Here is a 15,258-nt window from a genome sequence, read left to right as displayed (position 1 = left end):
ATGCGGCAGCGCTCTACGGAATGCGCCGTTTCGCAGGTCGCGCCGTGTCCTCGCCCTCCGCCGCGGTACCGCCCTTCCCCCCACCCCTGCTGCGTTCGACGCTGCGCCGGAGCGCCTCCATCAGGTCGAGGACCTCACCGCCGGCCGACTCCTCTTCTGCGCCGTCCCCTGCCTCCCCCGCCTCGGCCGCCTCGACCGTCTCGCCGGCCGCGAGCTTGGCTTCGATGAGTTCCCTGAGCTGGTCCTGGTAGTCGTCGCGGTAGTCCTGGGGGGTGAAGTCGGAGGAGAAGGACTCGACGAGTGCCGCCGAGAGTTCGAGCTCCTGCCGGGAGATCTTCGTCGATTCGGCGAGGGCGGGGAAGTCCGCCTCCCGCACCTCGTCGCTCCAGAGCAGGGCCTGCAGGAGCAGCACGTCACCGCGGACCCGGAGCGCACCGAGCCGGGTCTTCTGGCGGAGTGCGAACCGCACGATCGCGGTGCGGTCGCTCGCCTCGAGCGCCCGCCGCAGCAGGACGTACGCCTTGGGCGATGCGCCGTCCGGCTCGAGGAAGTAGCTCTTCTCGAAGAGCATCGGGTCGAGCTGCTCGCTCGGGACGAACTCGACGACGTCGATCTCCCTGCTCTTCTCCGCCGGGAGCCTGCGGAGCTCCTCCTCGGTGAGCACGACCGTGTTCTCGCCGTCGTCGTACGCCTTGTCGATATGGGCGTAGTCAACGACCCGGCCGCAGCGGGAGCACCGCCGCTGGTATCGGATGCGTCCGCCGTCGGCGTCATGGACCTGGTGCAACGGGGTGTCGTGGTCTTCCGTGGCGCTGTAGACCTTGACGGGCACGTTGACGAGGCCGAAGGTGATGGAGCCTTTCCAGATCGATCGCATGGGAAACAGTAGACACCGCATCCGTTCGGCGTACTAGCCGGAACCGGGGCTCGCGGGCATGCTGGTGGCACGCAGGCGGAACAATGGCGGGAGAATCGGCCCGGGAGGGAAGCCAGATGGACGAGACGACGAGCCAGGTCGTGTCCGTGGACGGTCACCGGATCACGCTCACGCACCTCGACAAAGTGCTGTATCCGGAGACCGGCACCACGAAGGCGGATGTCCTCGGGTACTACGCCGCGATCGCCGAGGTGCTCGTGCCGCACGCTGCGAACCGGGCGGCGACGCGGAAACGCTGGGTGCACGGGGTCGGAACGCCGGAGAAGCCGGAGAAGATGTTCTTCCAGAAGAACCTCGAGGAGTCCGCGCCGGGCTGGGTGCAGCGCCACTCGATCGAGCACACCGACCACACGAACGTGTACCCGCTCGTGAACGACGTCGCGACCCTGACCTGGCTCGGGCAGATGTCGGCGCTCGAGCTCCACGTTCCGCAATGGCAGTTCGGGAGGGACGGCAGCCGGCGCAACCCGGACCGGCTCGTGCTCGACCTCGACCCCGGCGAGGGCGTCACCCTCCCGGAGTGCGCGGACGTGGCCAGGCTCGCCCGCGCCATCCTGCGCGACATGGGACTCGACCCCTTTCCGGTCACGAGCGGCAGCAAGGGGATCCATCTCTATGCCGCGCTCGACCTGACCCACACCTCCGACGAGATCTCCCAGGTCGCGCACGAGCTGGCCAGGGCGCTCGAAGCCGACCACCCCGACCTCGTCGTGAGCGACATGAAGAAGTCGATCCGGGGCGGCAAGGTGCTCGTGGACTGGAGCCAGAACAACGCGGCGAAGACCACGATCACGCCCTATTCCCTGCGGGGAACGTTCCGCCCGATGGTCGCGATGCCGCGCACCTGGCGGGAGCTCGCCGAGCCCGGCCTCGCCCAGCTCGACTACCGGCAGGCGCTGAGCCGGGTCGAGCACGGCGGCGATCCGCTCGCTGCCCTGCTCGGCGCGCACGACTCCGGCCGTCGCGACTCGGGCGGATCAGGAGCCGGGCCGGAAGCCGGACCGGGCGACCCGGAACCGGGAGCGGGCGCGGGAGCGCCCGCCGGGGACCCCGCACGCGGGGACCGGCTCGCGGCCTACCGCAGCAAACGCACGGCAGGGCGCACCCCGGAGCCGGTGCCGGGGCCCGGCGCGGGCGTCGGGAATTCCGCGGCCGCGGGACCGGGCGCCACGGCCGCCGGCGGGCACAGCTTCGTGATCCAGGAACACCACGCCCGGAACCTGCACTACGACTTCCGCCTCGAGCACGAGGGCGTCCTGGCCTCGTGGGCGCTCCCCCGCGGCGTGCCGACCGATCCGGCGAAGAACCGCCTCGCCGTGCGCACCGAAGATCATCCCCTGGAGTACGGCGCCTTCGAGGGTGTGATCCCGGCCGGCGAGTACGGCGCAGGCACCGTGTCGATCTGGGACAGCGGCACCTATGACCTCGAGAAGTGGCGGGACGACGAGGTCATCGCGACGCTCCACGGCGAGCCGGGCGGCGGCCTCGACGGCGCCCGCCGGTTCGCGCTCATCCGCACGAACGCCCGGGACCAGGGCGCACACGACCGGTCGGCCCAGAACTGGCTCATCCACCTGATGAAGCCGAAGGCCGGATCCCGGCCGGCGCAGGAGCGGACCGCGGCAGCACGGACCTCCGCAGCACAGTCCGCTGCGGCACAGTCCGCCGCGGCACAGTCCGTCGCGGCGCAGACCGCGGGGTCGGAGTCGACCCGGACGACGGCAACCGGACCGGGAGCGACGGACGGGGAGGGCGGGCCCGGAGTCGGCGCGTCCCCGACCGCGACCCCCGCCGATCCCGGAGTGCGACCGGATGCGAGCCCGATCGGCCGGTACTCGCCGATGCTCGCGACGGCCGGATCGGCCGCGGACCTCGTCACGGACATCCGCTGGGCGTTCGAACCGAAGTGGGACGGGATCCGGGCACTCGCCTACCTCTCCACGGCCGGCACCGAACGACCGGTGCGCCTGTTCACCCGCGCGGGCAACGACGTGACGGAGGCATACCCCGAGCTGCTCGCGGCGCTTCCGGACGCGGTCGACGCGGCCAGTGCGGTGCTCGACGGCGAGATCGTCGCCCTCGACAGGTCCGGGAGGCCGAACTTCGGCCTGCTGCAGAGCCGGATGCACCTGACCCGGCGCACAGTGGCCGCGGCCGCCGCCGCGACCCCGGTGCAGTACCTCGTCTTCGACGTGCTCGAGCACGAGGGCAGCGACCTGAACCGCACCCCGTATTCCGTTCGGCGGACCATCCTCGAATCGCTCGTCTCGGGCGATGGCCCGGTGCAGCTCTCGCCGGACCTGCCCGGTGACGCGCAGGACGCGCTGCGGGTGAGCCGCGAACTCGGGCTCGAGGGCATCGTCGCGAAGGACGCCGACGCCGGCTACGACGGCGGAAGGCGCTCCCGGTCGTGGATCAAGGTCAAGCATCACCGGGCGCAGGAGGTCGTGATCGGCGGCTGGCGCACCGGGAACGGGAACCGGGCCAGGTCGCTCGGCTCCCTGCTGCTCGGGATCCCCTCTGAGACGGGCCTCGACTATATCGGGAGGGTCGGCACGGGCTTCCGCGACCGCGACCTGGCCGCCCTGCGGTCCCGTCTGGACACGCTGGCCCAGGCGGAGAATCCGTTCACGGCCGTTCCCGCGGCGGACGTTCGGGACGCGCACTGGGTGCGGCCCGTTCTCGTGGGCGAGGTCGACTACCTCGAGTGGACCTCGGACGGCCGGTTGCGGCATCCGTCGTGGCGGGGCTGGCGGCCGGACAAGGCGCCGGACGAGGTCGTGCGCGAGGACTGAGTGTCCGGCTACCGCGCCGGCTTCGCCGGCCGCGGGGGCTTCGGTACGCGTGGCGGCCTGGAGAAGGCCTCGCGCATGTGATCGGAAGAGAGGTAGTCGCCGACGCCGATCATGATGAGGCTGAACAGGATCTGCTCGCTGACCATCCACAACGGATACAGGCCGGGGATCGCGGCGAGGACGAGGGTGATCACCGGGAAGATCTTGCTGAACAGCCGGAGCCGCAGGTAGGCCCAGTAGAAGCCCTTCTGCGCCCGCCAGGCGAAGTAGAGGAGGGTGAGCGTCATCGCGAGCACGACGAAGGTGCGCATCCAGACCGAGGACGGAATCTCGGCGCCGCCGAGGAACAGCACGACCGCGACGACGACCGCGGCACCGCCGAGGACCAGTTCCGCGGCGAGGAGCCACAGGATCGCGACGAAGGTGCGCCGGGTCCTGGGGTGCCTGCGCATCTCGGGCGCGATGGTGTATTCCACAGATCGCCCACCGGCGACCCGGTCGATCCTGAGGAACAACGGTTCCAGTTTCATGATTCCTCCGGGTGTCAACGGTAGCGGGTCGCACGCGGCGCGGTGCTTGCAATCGGTCGCCGGTGCCGGAGAGCAGCACCGGGCGTACGCTTCGGACATGGACCCGTTCATCGAGTGCCTCTGGATCATGTTCGTCTCCTGCGTTGTCGCCGGGGCGCTCTCCCTCGTCACCGGGGACATCTCCTGGGTCGACCCGCAGGCTGTCCTCCGGTCGGAACACCACCCCGTACGGAGGGTGCGGTGATGGGCACGCAGGCAGACCGCCTGCGCGCGATGTACGCCGGCGGACACGGGAACGCCACGGCGAAACGCTTTGCCCGGTGGTGGAACCGGGCGTTGCGCCTCGGGTTGCTGCCGCCGCGCTGGGTCTCCCTCGAGGTCGTCGGGCGACGCAGCGGACAGATGACCCGGTTCCCGATCGGGATGGCCGACGTGGCCGGCCAGTGGTACCTCGTCTCAATGCTCGGCGAGTGCAACTGGGTTCGGAACGTGCGCGCGGCCGGCGGCCGCGCGACGCTCCGCCGGCGCACGGCGCGCCCGGTCTGGCTCGTCGAGGTGCCGGCCGCGGAACGCGCGCCGATCCTGAAACGCTTCGTGGAGAAGGCCCCCGGCGGGCGCCCGCACATCCCCGTTGACCGGCACGAACCCGTTGCGGCCTTCGAGACGATCGCCGCGGACCACCCCGTCTTCCGGGTGCTTCCCGCCGTCTGACGCACACGGGTCAGGGCACACGGGTCGGGGCGAACGGGTCAGGGCGAACGGGTCAGGCGCGCGACTCCGGCGAGCGTGCGTCCGCGGCGGGGCCGCCGGCATCCGCCCCGTCGAGGCGGGCGCGCAGGGCCGGCCAGCTCTGGGCGAACCCGGGGTGCAGAGGCAGCTCCTCGATGAGCTCGGTCGGCACCCACCGGAGTGCGATGCTCTCCCGGTCGCTGATCACGGGCTCGAAGGGTGCGAGGGCGCGCACGACGACCGTCGTGTAGGACCAGAAGCCGAGGTCGAGCACCGAGCTGAACTGCAGGCTGACGAGTTCTGCGGGTACGCCGGCCTCCTCATTCGCCTCGCGGAGCGCGGCTTCGAGGGCGGTCTCGTGCTCGTGGCGGGCACCGCCGGGGAGTCCCCAGGTGTCGCCGTTGTGGCTCCACGCCGCGCGGTGCTGCATGAGCACCCCGAGTTCGGCGTGGTGCACGAGCAGCCCGGCCGCTCCGAATCGTCCCCAGAACCTGCGACCGTCCGGCGCGAAGACCCACTCGTCACCGTTTCCCGTCATGCACCCAGCATGCTGCATCGGGCCGGGAATCGCCCTACAGCGTCCGAATGTCGCACAGTCCGGACTGCACTGCTCTCTCGAGCGGCCTGCCGAGGGCCAGAGGGCCAGAGACTCAGAGGCTCAGAGGCTCAGAGGGCGACGATGGTGTGCAGCGGGGTGGTGCCGAGGCGGTCGCGGCCGAGGAGCTCGGTGAGCTCGAGCACGACGCCGACGCCGGTCAGCCGGTAGCCGGCCCGCCGGACGAGCCGGGAGGTCGCCGCGATCGTTCCGCCGGTCGCGAGCACATCGTCGAGGACGAGCACCCGGGAGCCCTCCGGCAGCTGGCCGATCTCGAGCTCGAGGCAGGCCGAACCGTACTCGAGGTCGTAGTTCTCCGAGATGACGGAGCCGGGCAGCTTGCCGCCCTTGCGCACGGCGAGCACGGATGCCCCTGCCGCGTATCCGACGGCCGCCGCGAGCAGGAAACCCCGCGCTTCGATGCCCGCGACCGCGTCGAACTGCCCGTGGAACCGCTCGGCGAGTTCGTCGATGAGCGCCCGGAAGGCCACGGCGTCGGCGAAGACGGGATTGAGATCACGGAAGAGGATGCCCGTCTCCGGGAAGTCCTGGTAGGACGCGAGGAGGGCGGTCACATGGTCGGCTGCTGGTGTTGGCACCGGTCAAGCCTAGGCGGTCCCGTGCAGGAGGCCCGCTTTCAGCCCCCTGTCCGGGGCGGCACCGGGGTCCGGAGCGAGTGCCGCGATCGGTTCCGGCGCCGGAAGCGATGCGTCGCCGGACATCGCCTCCGCGACGGCCGTGAGGAAGTGGATCACGGCGCGGCGCTGTGCGGGATCGAGCCCTTCCGCCGCTGCGAACATCCGGTCGTGCACGGCGCCGAGCGCGCGTCGCACCTCCTGGTGGGCCGCGGACGTCGCATACAGCAGCTGCACCCGCCCGTCGACGGCGTGCGCCTCGCGCCGGATGTGCCCGGTCCTGGACAGGCGCGCGAGCAATTTCGCCGTGGCGGCGCTCGAGATGCCCAGGTAGACGCTCAGGTCTTTCGGGCTGACGGGCGTGCGCCGGGCCTCCCCCTGGATCAGGTGCCTGATGGCGAGGAGGTCTGTCTCGTTGACCGCGAGCTGGGCCTGGGCGCGCTGGCGCATCGCGGCATCCGCCGCACGGAACACCCGGAGAGCCGCGAGCACGTCGCGCGGCCTGGTCTCACCCGTCGCACTCGTCGAACGCGCCGCACGCGCAGCACCGCTGACGACAGGGGCCGGCCAGAAGGTCGGCTCCGGCGACGAAGTCGGAGAAGTGGCTCGTTCGGGCATTGCTCCATGCTAGCCTCACATTTAGCTAACTTGGTTAGCAACTTTTACGGGTATGATGACGGGAAGGTCAGGAGGGGCGATGCACGTTGTGGACCACGCGGTCGAACTCGTCGTGCTGCTCGACGAAGCGGGGCGCTCGATCGGCACGGCGCCCAAGAGCACGATGCACGACGCAGACACCGCGCTCCACCTCGCTTTCTCCGTCTATGTCTTCAACCAGCGCGGAGAGGTGCTGATCACCCGGCGTGCGCTCGGCAAGCGCACCTGGCCGGGGGTCTGGACCAACTCGTTCTGCGGGCACCCGCTTCCCGGCGAATCGCAGCAGGACGCCATCGCTCGTCGTGGCCAGTACGAACTCGGCCTCGACCTCGTGGACCTCTTCGTGACCCTGCCGCTGTTCCGCTACCGGGCGACGGATGCGAGCGGCGTCGTCGAAAACGAAATCTGCCCGGTCTACCGGGCGACAGCACACACCAACCCCGTTCCCAACCCCGACGAGGTCGCCGAGTACGTGTGGACAGACCCCGCGACCCTGCGCGCGAGCGCACTCTCCAGTCCCTGGGCGTTCAGCCCGTGGATGGTGCTCCAACTGAAGGAGTTGACATTCGATGCCTGAGATCGCGCACGTCGAAGTAGAGACCGAACTCCAGCGCTTCTTCGCCGCGGCCCGACTGCGGGCGAGCGACTACGGGCAGCACTATGTGGCGCTCTGGGATGCTCTCGAGCATGCGAGCAGCGGCGGCAAGCGGGTGCGACCCGCGCTCGTGCTTGCCGCGTACTCCGGGCTCGGCGGTAAGGACATGTCCCTCGCTGTCCCCGTCGCCGTGAGCTTCGAACTGCTGCACACCGCCTTCGTCATCCACGACGACGTGATCGACCGCGACCTGCACCGGCGCGGCGTCGCGAACGTCGCGGGACGATTCACCGAACGAGCACTTGCGCACGGCGCCGACGACACCCAGACCGGCGCCTGGGCGACCACCGCAGCGATCCTCGCCGGCGATCTCGCGCTGAGCGAGGCCCACCGCGCACTCGCCCTCCTGCCGCTCGATCGCGAACAGCGAGGCCGGCTGCTCGACCTGCTCGACCGGGCCGTCTTCGTGTCGGCCGCCGGCGAACTGGCGGACGTCACGAACACCGTTTCCAAGCATCCGTTGTCGGTCGAGGAGGTCACGTCCACCCTGGAGCAGAAGACCGCCGTCTACTCGTTCGAGGCGCCCCTGATGGCCGGGGCCGTGCTCGCGGAGGCGAGCGCAGAGGCGATCGACGTGCTCGGACGCTTCGGCCGGCTCGTCGGCGTCGCCTTCCAGCTGACCGACGACATCCTCGGCGTGTTCGGAGACCCGGCTCGCACCGGGAAGAGCGTGCTGACCGACCTGCGCGAGGGCAAGCAGACCTCACTGATCTCCTACGCCGGCGCCACGAGCCTCTGGCCCGCGATCGCCCCGTTCGTCGGCAAGAACGACCTCACCGAAGACGAGGCCGGCGAGGCACGCGCGCTGCTCCGGGAGTGCGGCGCCCTGCAGTCCACGGATGAACTCGCGATCGACCACGCCCGCCGGGCCGTCGAGGCCCTCGACACCCCCGCCATCCCGGATGTCCTCAGGCATACCCTGACCCAGCTCGCCGACACCTCCGTGAATCGCGTTCGATGACCGACACCCGGCGCGGCGCGCGCACTACCCCCACGAATCCCGACCTGTCCGTCGCACAGGCAGTGCCCGGCACGTCGAGCGAGCCCGGCCGTCAGGCACCGGCGAGCGGCCCCCAGCTCGAGAAGTACACCGCTGCGGCCCTCGCGAGTGCCGCGCAGGTCATCGGCGCCTATTCGACGTCGTTCGGCCTCGCCTGCCGCCTGCTCGGGCCGAGGGAACGCAGCCAGGTCACCTCGATCTACGCGCTCGTGAGGGTCGCAGACGAAATCGTCGACGGCGCGGCCAGCCAGGCCGGACTCCCGGACGCGGCCCAGCGTGCAGCCCTCGACGGACTCGAGGCAGAGACCCTGCGGGCGATCGAAACCGGCTTCAGCACCAACCTCATCGTGCACGCCTTCGCGGACACCGCCCGGGCGACCGGCATCGATGCCCGGCTCACGGCACCGTTCTTCGCCTCGATGCGGCGCGACCTCGACCCGGCCCCCTTCGACGCCGCCGGCATCGCCGAATACATCTACGGATCCGCAGAGGTCGTCGGGCTGATGTGCCTGCGCTCATTCCTGCAGCAGGCAGAACGCACCGACGAGGAACTCCGGTTGCTCGCGGCCGGGGCCCGCAGCCTCGGCGCGGCCTTTCAGAAGGTCAACTTCCTCCGGGACATCGCCACCGACCGGGATGACCTCGGACGCAACTACTTTCCCGGGGTCAACCTGCTCACCATGACCGACTCCGAGAAGAACCTCCTGCTCGACGACATGGATGCCGACCTCGACGCTGCGGCGCGGTCGTTGCCGTTGCTCCCGCTCGGCAGCCGGCGCGCCGTCGCGACGGCGCACGGCCTCTTCGCGAGCCTCGCGGTCAAGCTCCGCGAGACCCCCGCACGCGCACTATTGAGCACCCGCATTCGGGTGCCGGATCCGGAGAAACTCATGATCGCCCTCGGCGCAGCATTCGGTCCAGGAGCGTGGAAGAAGTGACCCCGCTCTCCACAGGAAGCACTGCAGCACACAGCGAGGGCCACAGCGGTGGCCACACGATCGTGATCGGCGGCGGCATCGCCGGCCTCGCGAGCGCAGCACTCCTCGCCCGCGACGGCCAGCGGGTCACCCTGCTCGAGGCCGGCGACACGCTCGGCGGCCGTGCGGGCACCTGGACGGACCAGGGTTTCCGGTTCGAGACCGGGCCGTCCTGGTACCTGATGCCCGGGGTCTTCGACCATTTCTTCCGGCTCTTCGGCTCGAGTTCCGCCGAGCAGTTCGAACTTCGCCGCCTCGACCCCGGCTACCGGGTGTACTTCGAGGACACAGCAGACCCGATCGACGTCCGTGCGGAACGTGCGGACAACATCGCCCTCTTCGAGAGCATCGAACCGGGAGCGGGGGCCGCCCTTGACCGCTACCTGGACTCCGCGGAGGACACCTACCGGATGGCCGTGAGCCGCTTCCTCTACACGAGCTTCCAGTCGTTCCGACCGCTGCTCGTCCGGGACGTGCTCACCCGCATCGGCCGGCTGGCCCGGCTGCTCCTGCAGCCGCTCGACAAGTTCGTCGCGGGCTTCGTGACAGACCCGCGGCTGCGGCAGGTGCTCGGCTACCCCGCCGTGTTCCTCGGCTCCTCACCCGACCAGACGCCGTCGATGTATCACCTGATGAGCCACCTCGACCTCGCCGACGGCGTGCTCTATCCCCTGGGCGGCTTCACCCGCCTGATCGACAGCATCGCGGACCTGGCCAGGGCCGAGGGCGTCGAAGTGATCACGGGCGCGCGGGTCACGTCCATCACGACCACGCCGGGAACCCGGCCGGGGGCGTCGAAGCGGCTGCGGGCATCCGTCGCCGGGGTCAGCTACGTCGACAGGGCGGGCACCACCGTTCGGCTCGCCGCCGACCGGGTGGTCTCGGCGGCCGACCTGCACCACACCGAGACCGAGCTTCTTCCCGAGCCGCTGCAGAGCTACCCGGAGTCCTGGTGGCAGCACCGGGTGTCCGGGCCGGGCGCCGTGCTCGTGCTGCTCGGCGTGACCGGCGAATTGCCGAAACTGCAGCACCACACCCTCCTGTTCACCAGCGACTGGGGCGAGAACTTCGGCCGCATCTTCGGGAAGACGCCGAGTGTCGCGTCGCCGGCGTCGTTCTACGTGTGCATGCCGAGTGCGACAGACCCCGGCGTGGCGCCGGACGGCTCCTCGAACCTGTTCCTGCTCGTGCCGATCCCGGCGGACCCCGGACTCGGCCACGGCGGCATCGACGGAGCGGGCTCCCCCGCCATCGAGGCGATCGCCGACGACGCCATCGGGCAGCTCGCTGACTGGGCGGGCATCCCCGACCTCGCCGACAGGATCGTCGTTCGCCGCACGATCGGGCCCGGCGACTTCGCCGACGACCTCAACTCCTGGCGCGGCGGGGCACTCGGCCCCGCGCACACCCTCAAGCAGAGCGCGTTCTTCCGCGGCTCGAACGTCTCCTCGAAGGTCGACGGGCTCTACTATGCCGGCGGCACGACGATTCCGGGGATCGGGCTGCCGATGTGCCTGATCAGTGCGGAGATCCTCTTGAAGAGGATGCGCTCGGACACGAGCACGGGACCGCTCGCGGAGCCCCTGCCCCGGCGCGGGAGCGTTCCCGTTCCCGTGCGGGTCACGGTGCCGCTGCACCCGGAATCCGACGGGATCGCCGGATCGGCCGGGCCTGCTGGTTCGTCCGGCGCTTCCGGGTTCGGTGCGCCGAGCGCATCGTGAGCCTGGCCTATCTGCTGAGCCTGCTCGTCTCGCTCGGCGCGATGGTGCTGCTCGACTGGCGGTTCCGGCTGTTCTTCTGGCTTGACGCACGCCGAGCCGCCGCCGTTCTCACGATCGGCGTGGTCTTCCTGCTGGTCTGGGACCTGAGCGGAATCGGCCTGGGCATCTTCTACCGGGGCGAGACCGGGCTGATGACCGGCGTGCAGCTCGCGCCGGAGCTTCCGCTCGAGGAACTCTTCTTCCTCACGTTCCTCTGCTACCTGACGATGAACGCGGTCCACGGGGCAGAACGGATTCTGCACCGCGGGCGGAACGCATGAGTTACGTCCTGCTCGACCTGGTCTTCCTCGGCGGAGCCCTGCTCGTCACGTTCACGGCGGTGCTGGTGCGGCGCCGTCAGCTGTCGCGCCAGAACGTCTGGGCCGTTTGCGTCGCCCTCGTCGTCGTGCTGCTCCTGAGCGCGGTCTTCGACAACGTGATGATCGGCGTCGGCCTGGTCGCCTACGACCCCGCACGGATCTCCGGGCTGAAGATCGGCCTCGCTCCGATCGAAGACTTCGCCTATCCCGTCGCCGTCGCACTCCTGCTCCCCGCGCTCTGGACCCTGTTCCCCGCGCGAAGGGCCCCGGGCTGGGACCCGGGCGGACGCCGGCAGCACGACGGAAGCGCGCCGGGCGCCGGTGCCGATACCGGCACCGATCCGGGTACCGTTACAAGTACAAACACAGGCACAGGCACTGGCACTGGCGGCACACACACCAGCACCGGCGCGAACAACAGCACCAGCACCAGCACCCGATCGTCCGGAGGGAACCGATGAGCAACATCCGCCCGACGACGCTCTGGAAGACCAGGCAGGTGCTGCTGTCGTCGCGTCCGCTCAGCTGGATCAACACGGCGTACCCCTTCGCGGCCGCGTACATCGTGACGACCGGTCGGGTCGACGCGCTGCTCGTCGTCGGCACGCTGTTCTTCCTGATTCCATACAACCTGCTGATGTACGGGATCAACGACGTGTTCGACTACGAGTCCGACCTGCGCAACCCGCGGAAGGGCGGCGTCGAGGGTGCGATGCTCGACCCGGCCCTGCACCGCACGGTGCTGCTGTCCGGGATCGTCACGGCGGTCCCCGTGCTCGGCGCAATGCTCGTGCTGGCCGGCACCGGGCATCCGCTGTCCTGGCTCGTGCTCGCGGTGAGCCTTTTCGCCGTTGCCGCGTACTCCGTGCCGGTGCTCCGGTTCAAGGAACGTCCGGTCGTCGACTCCGTGACCTCGAGCACGCACTTCGTGAGCCCTGCGGTCTATGGACTCGTCGTGGCCGGCGCGGTCTGGACGCCGGGACTGGTCGCCGTGCTCGCCGCGTTCTTCCTCTGGGGCATGGCCAGCCATGCCTTCGGCGCCGTGCAGGACGTCGTGCCGGACCGGGAGGGCGGAATCGCCTCGATCGCGACCGCGCTCGGCGCCGCGCGCACGGTGCGCCTCGCGATCGGCTGCTGGGCCGCTGCCGGACTGCTGATGCTCGCGACGGGCTGGCCCGGCCTGCTCGGGGCCGTGCTCGCCGTGCCGTACATCGCGGCCGCGTGGCCGTTCCGGTCGGTGAGCGACGCGCGCGCCGAGACCGCGAACGCCGGCTGGAAGCGGTTCCTGTGGCTGAACTTCTTCTCCGGCTTCTGTGTGACGATGCTGCTGATCGTCTGGGCGCTGTTCTGAGCCCTGCGCGGCGGTGCGGCTTCTCGCGTCGTCTCGGCGCGGTGCACGTCAGTGGGGTTGGCCGCGGCGGACGGCGAAACGCAGGACCACAGCGCCGCTGAGGCTCCCCCGGCCTCACGCGTGCCCTCGTCCTGCGTTTCGCGTGGGCGCTGGCGAGAACCCGACGCCGGGCGCCACCCGACGCGCGCCGAGCGGATGCTTCGGCAGTGGCATCCGCCCGGCCGCCGCCTCTTTCGAAACGCAGGACCAGAGCGCCGCAGAGGCTCCCCAGGCCTCACGCGGGCCCTCATCCTGCGTTTCGCACGTGCGCCGCTGAGTAGATGCCGGATCGCCGGCATCCGCACCCGCGCACCTGGTCGTAGAGTCGAGGGATGGAACCCCTGACGACGGCGCGCGTGGACAGCTGGGCGTGGGCCGTGCGGATGTTCAAGACCCGGTCGCTCGCCACAGCCGCGTGCCGGGCCGGTCACGTCAGGGTGAACGGCGAACGGGCGAAATCGGCGCAACCGGTGCACATCGGAGACGAGGTGCGGGTGCGGTCGAGCGGGTTCGACCGGGTGCTCGTCGTCTCGAAGATCGTGAACAAGCGGGTCGGCGCGCTCGTCGCCGCCGAGTGCTTCGTGGACAAGACCCCGCCGCCCCCGCCGCGCGAGGAGGTCGCGCTCGTCCCGATGCGGGACCGCGGCGCCGGGCGTCCGACCAAGCGGGAACGCCGCGACATCGACAAACTGCGCGCGACCGAGCGACTCGACCCCGAGGACTGGCCGGAGAACGACTGACCCTCCCCCGGCATCCGTTCGCCGCCGCCCGCTCGGTCAGGGCGCGAGGTCGGGGAGGGTGCTGATTCCGAAGTGCTCGCGCAGCGCGAGCGCGGCGGCGAACCAGCCGTTCATGCCGTGCACGGCAGGGCCGGGTGGGGTCGAGGCCGAGCAGAGGTAGAGCCCGGGGACGGGCGTGCGCCACGGCCGGGTGGACACCACCGGTCGCTTGACGAGCTGCCTCAGTGAGACAGCGCCCCCGAGGATGTCGCCGCCGACGAGGTTTGGATTTCCCGCTGCGAGCTCGGCGGGCGAGTGGCGCGCGGTAGCGAGGATCGTGTCGCGGAATCCCGGCGCGAAGCGTTCGACTTCGCGCACGATCGGGAGGACCGGGTCGCCGTCCCAACCGACCGGAACGTGCGTGTACGCCCACAACACGGCCTTCCCTGCCGGCGCGCGGCTCGCGTCGAGCACACTCGGCTGGGCGAGCAGAAGGAACGGATGCCGCGGCGAGCGTCCCCCGGACACCAGCCGTTCCGCGCGTTCGACGTCGACCCTGCTGCCGCCGAGGTGCACGGTCGGCGCGAGGGCGAGCAGCGGGTTCGTCCACGGCACCGGGCCGGACAGGGCGAAGTCGACCTTGGCGACGCCGGTGCCGTAGCGGTAGCGGCGAAGGGCACGCCGGTAGCCGTCCGGCAGCGCGGGCCCCGCGAAGCGGTCGAGGAAGACCGTCGAGGTGTCGAGCAGTGTCACCCTGGCCGGGTCGAGGTCGCCGGGCCCGCGGACCTCGGTGTCCAGTCGCAGTGTGCCGCCGTGGGCGAGCAGGTCGGCGACGAGCGCGTCCGCGATCGCCTGGGCACCGCCGACCGGGTATCCCCAGCCGGCGGCGTGCGCCTCCGCCGCGAGGAGCAGCCCGGCCCCCGCCTGCGCGAGTGCGGGCTGGCGGCCGGGAGCGTGCGCGGCCACGCCGGAGAGGAGGGCCGGTGCGTCGGGGCCGTGGAACAGCATCCGCCCGGCGGGGGTGCCGAGGGCGAGCACGCGGAGGCCGTATTCGAGGGCGGCGCGCGGGTCGTCCGGCCAGCGCAGCAACTGGTGGCCGGTGAAGGCGACGACGCCCTCGATGCGGTCGACGAGGGGCCGGAGCAGCCGGGTCCAGGCCGGGCCGTCACGGCCGAGGCCCGCGGCGGTGCGGTCGAGGTCACGGTAGGCGATAGCGGCGCGGTGCGCATCGAGCGGATGCGCGTACGACACCTCGGGGATCACGAACGGCACCCGCTCGCTGAGCCCGAAGGCGCGGAAGAACGGGGAGGCGAGGGCTGCGGGGTGCACCGCCGAGCCGAGATCGTGCCGGAAGCCGGGCAGGGTGAGCTCGCCGGTGCGGAGGCCGCCGCCGGCCGTTGCGGCCCGCTCGGTGACGGTCACGGAGAGGCCGGCCCGCGCGCAGACGACCGCGGCGGCGAGGCCGTTCGGGCCGGCCCCGACCACGTTGACGTCAGGCACGGAACCCCGCTCTCGGAGGGTGCACTGCCCTGAGGTGTCGCATATCGACGTTCCCGGGG

The 15,258-nt window shown here is 70.9% G+C and carries 17 protein-coding genes; 11 read left to right on the top strand and 6 right to left on the bottom strand.

Features of this window, described 5'->3' with window-relative positions:
• Positions 1-13: 13 nt before the first annotated feature.
• Positions 14-877 carry a Ku protein gene (locus QN350_RS11525; protein ID WP_322139662.1) on the bottom strand — a complete coding sequence of 288 codons (864 nt, stop codon included), beginning with the start codon at positions 875-877 and terminating at the stop codon, positions 14-16.
• Between the two features lie 83 nt (positions 878-960).
• Between QN350_RS11525 and ligD the strand changes: the two genes are divergently transcribed.
• Entirely contained in the window at positions 961-3,732 is a 2,772-nt protein-coding gene (ligD, locus tag QN350_RS11520) for a non-homologous end-joining DNA ligase (protein WP_323502737.1), read from the top strand.
• A gap of 8 nt (positions 3,733-3,740) precedes the next feature.
• Here the strand turns inward: ligD and QN350_RS11515 are convergent, their stop codons facing one another.
• Positions 3,741-4,262, bottom strand: coding sequence for a hypothetical protein (locus QN350_RS11515; protein WP_322139660.1), 522 nt, complete (start codon positions 4,260-4,262; stop codon positions 3,741-3,743).
• A 97-nt stretch (positions 4,263-4,359) separates the two neighbouring features.
• Between QN350_RS11515 and QN350_RS11510 the strand changes: the two genes are divergently transcribed.
• A complete protein-coding gene (locus tag QN350_RS11510) occupies positions 4,360-4,506 on the top strand; it encodes a hypothetical protein (RefSeq protein WP_322139659.1) in 147 nt (48 codons plus the stop codon).
• Positions 4,506-4,973: a nitroreductase/quinone reductase family protein gene (locus QN350_RS11505; protein ID WP_322139658.1), complete on the top strand. Its 468-nt coding sequence runs from the start codon at positions 4,506-4,508 to the stop codon at positions 4,971-4,973. Before QN350_RS11510 ends, QN350_RS11505 begins: the two co-directional genes overlap by 1 nt.
• Positions 4,974-5,025: 52 nt before the next feature.
• Here the strand turns inward: QN350_RS11505 and QN350_RS11500 are convergent, their stop codons facing one another.
• The 3 genes from QN350_RS11500 to QN350_RS11490 form a co-directional block, all read right to left on the bottom strand.
• A complete protein-coding gene (locus QN350_RS11500; protein ID WP_322139657.1) occupies positions 5,026-5,529 on the bottom strand; it encodes an NUDIX hydrolase in 504 nt (167 codons plus the stop codon).
• A gap of 128 nt (positions 5,530-5,657) precedes the next feature.
• Positions 5,658-6,185: an adenine phosphoribosyltransferase gene (locus tag QN350_RS11495; RefSeq protein ID WP_281534758.1), complete on the bottom strand. Its 528-nt coding sequence runs from the start codon at positions 6,183-6,185 to the stop codon at positions 5,658-5,660.
• 9 nt (positions 6,186-6,194) lie between these two features.
• Positions 6,195-6,839 carry a MarR family winged helix-turn-helix transcriptional regulator gene (locus QN350_RS11490; protein ID WP_281534757.1) on the bottom strand — a complete coding sequence of 215 codons (645 nt, stop codon included), beginning with the start codon at positions 6,837-6,839 and terminating at the stop codon, positions 6,195-6,197.
• 79 nt (positions 6,840-6,918) lie between these two features.
• Between QN350_RS11490 and idi the strand changes: the two genes are divergently transcribed.
• From idi to QN350_RS11450, 8 genes are all read left to right on the top strand, one after another.
• A complete protein-coding gene (gene idi, locus QN350_RS11485; protein ID WP_281534756.1) occupies positions 6,919-7,455 on the top strand; it encodes an isopentenyl-diphosphate Delta-isomerase in 537 nt (178 codons plus the stop codon).
• A complete protein-coding gene (locus tag QN350_RS11480; protein ID WP_281534755.1) occupies positions 7,448-8,494 on the top strand; it encodes a polyprenyl synthetase family protein in 1,047 nt (348 codons plus the stop codon). The genes idi and QN350_RS11480 overlap by 8 nt, the downstream gene beginning before the upstream one ends.
• On the top strand, positions 8,491-9,471 hold the full coding sequence (locus tag QN350_RS11475) for a phytoene/squalene synthase family protein (RefSeq protein WP_322139656.1): 981 nt from the start codon (positions 8,491-8,493) through the stop codon (positions 9,469-9,471). The genes QN350_RS11480 and QN350_RS11475 overlap by 4 nt, the downstream gene beginning before the upstream one ends.
• Complete coding sequence (gene crtI, locus QN350_RS11470; protein ID WP_416173073.1) at positions 9,468-11,231, top strand: phytoene desaturase family protein; 1,764 nt, start codon at positions 9,468-9,470, stop codon at positions 11,229-11,231. Before QN350_RS11475 ends, crtI begins: the two co-directional genes overlap by 4 nt.
• The gene (locus QN350_RS11465; protein WP_281534754.1) at positions 11,228-11,551 is read left to right on the top strand and encodes a lycopene cyclase domain-containing protein; all 324 of its coding nucleotides are present in this window, start codon (positions 11,228-11,230) and stop codon (positions 11,549-11,551) included. Before crtI ends, QN350_RS11465 begins: the two co-directional genes overlap by 4 nt.
• On the top strand, positions 11,548-12,051 hold the full coding sequence (locus QN350_RS11460) for a lycopene cyclase domain-containing protein (protein ID WP_322139655.1): 504 nt from the start codon (positions 11,548-11,550) through the stop codon (positions 12,049-12,051). The genes QN350_RS11465 and QN350_RS11460 overlap by 4 nt, the downstream gene beginning before the upstream one ends.
• Entirely contained in the window at positions 12,048-12,941 is an 894-nt protein-coding gene (locus QN350_RS11455; protein ID WP_322139654.1) for a prenyltransferase, read from the top strand. The genes QN350_RS11460 and QN350_RS11455 overlap by 4 nt, the downstream gene beginning before the upstream one ends.
• A 371-nt stretch (positions 12,942-13,312) precedes the next feature.
• Positions 13,313-13,720 carry an RNA-binding S4 domain-containing protein gene (locus QN350_RS11450; RefSeq protein ID WP_281534751.1) on the top strand — a complete coding sequence of 136 codons (408 nt, stop codon included), beginning with the start codon at positions 13,313-13,315 and terminating at the stop codon, positions 13,718-13,720.
• 36 nt (positions 13,721-13,756) lie between these two features.
• Here QN350_RS11450 and QN350_RS11445 read toward each other — a convergent pair whose 3' ends face one another.
• Positions 13,757-15,184: an NAD(P)/FAD-dependent oxidoreductase gene (locus tag QN350_RS11445; protein WP_323516406.1), complete on the bottom strand. Its 1,428-nt coding sequence runs from the start codon at positions 15,182-15,184 to the stop codon at positions 13,757-13,759.
• Between the last annotated feature and the right edge of the window lie 74 nt (positions 15,185-15,258).

The organism is Cryobacterium sp. 10I5, assembly GCF_035019865.1.
Lineage (GTDB): Bacteria > Actinomycetota > Actinomycetes > Actinomycetales > Microbacteriaceae > Cryobacterium > Cryobacterium breve_A.
The sequence above is the reverse complement of the archived record's forward strand: the minus strand, read 5'-3'. Positions and strand labels throughout refer to the sequence as shown.

What these genes read in the sequence shown, in the direction of transcription:
- QN350_RS11525 (WP_322139662.1), bottom strand. Translation starts at nt 877, where the DNA reads ATGCGATCGATCTGGAAAGGCTCCATCACCTTCGGCCTCGTCAACGTG.
- ligD (WP_323502737.1), top strand. Translation starts at nt 961, where the DNA reads ATGGCGGGAGAATCGGCCCGGGAGGGAAGCCAGATGGACGAGACGACG.
- QN350_RS11515 (WP_322139660.1), bottom strand. Translation starts at nt 4,262, where the DNA reads ATGAAACTGGAACCGTTGTTCCTCAGGATCGACCGGGTCGCCGGTGGG.
- QN350_RS11510 (WP_322139659.1), top strand. Translation starts at nt 4,360, where the DNA reads ATGGACCCGTTCATCGAGTGCCTCTGGATCATGTTCGTCTCCTGCGTT.
- QN350_RS11505 (WP_322139658.1), top strand. Translation starts at nt 4,506, where the DNA reads ATGGGCACGCAGGCAGACCGCCTGCGCGCGATGTACGCCGGCGGACAC.
- QN350_RS11500 (WP_322139657.1), bottom strand. Translation starts at nt 5,529, where the DNA reads ATGACGGGAAACGGTGACGAGTGGGTCTTCGCGCCGGACGGTCGCAGG.
- QN350_RS11490 (WP_281534757.1), bottom strand. Translation starts at nt 6,839, where the DNA reads ATGCCCGAACGAGCCACTTCTCCGACTTCGTCGCCGGAGCCGACCTTC.
- idi (WP_281534756.1), top strand. Translation starts at nt 6,919, where the DNA reads ATGCACGTTGTGGACCACGCGGTCGAACTCGTCGTGCTGCTCGACGAA.
- QN350_RS11480 (WP_281534755.1), top strand. Translation starts at nt 7,448, where the DNA reads ATGCCTGAGATCGCGCACGTCGAAGTAGAGACCGAACTCCAGCGCTTC.
- QN350_RS11475 (WP_322139656.1), top strand. Translation starts at nt 8,491, where the DNA reads ATGACCGACACCCGGCGCGGCGCGCGCACTACCCCCACGAATCCCGAC.
- QN350_RS11460 (WP_322139655.1), top strand. Translation starts at nt 11,548, where the DNA reads ATGAGTTACGTCCTGCTCGACCTGGTCTTCCTCGGCGGAGCCCTGCTC.
- QN350_RS11455 (WP_322139654.1), top strand. Translation starts at nt 12,048, where the DNA reads ATGAGCAACATCCGCCCGACGACGCTCTGGAAGACCAGGCAGGTGCTG.
- QN350_RS11450 (WP_281534751.1), top strand. Translation starts at nt 13,313, where the DNA reads ATGGAACCCCTGACGACGGCGCGCGTGGACAGCTGGGCGTGGGCCGTG.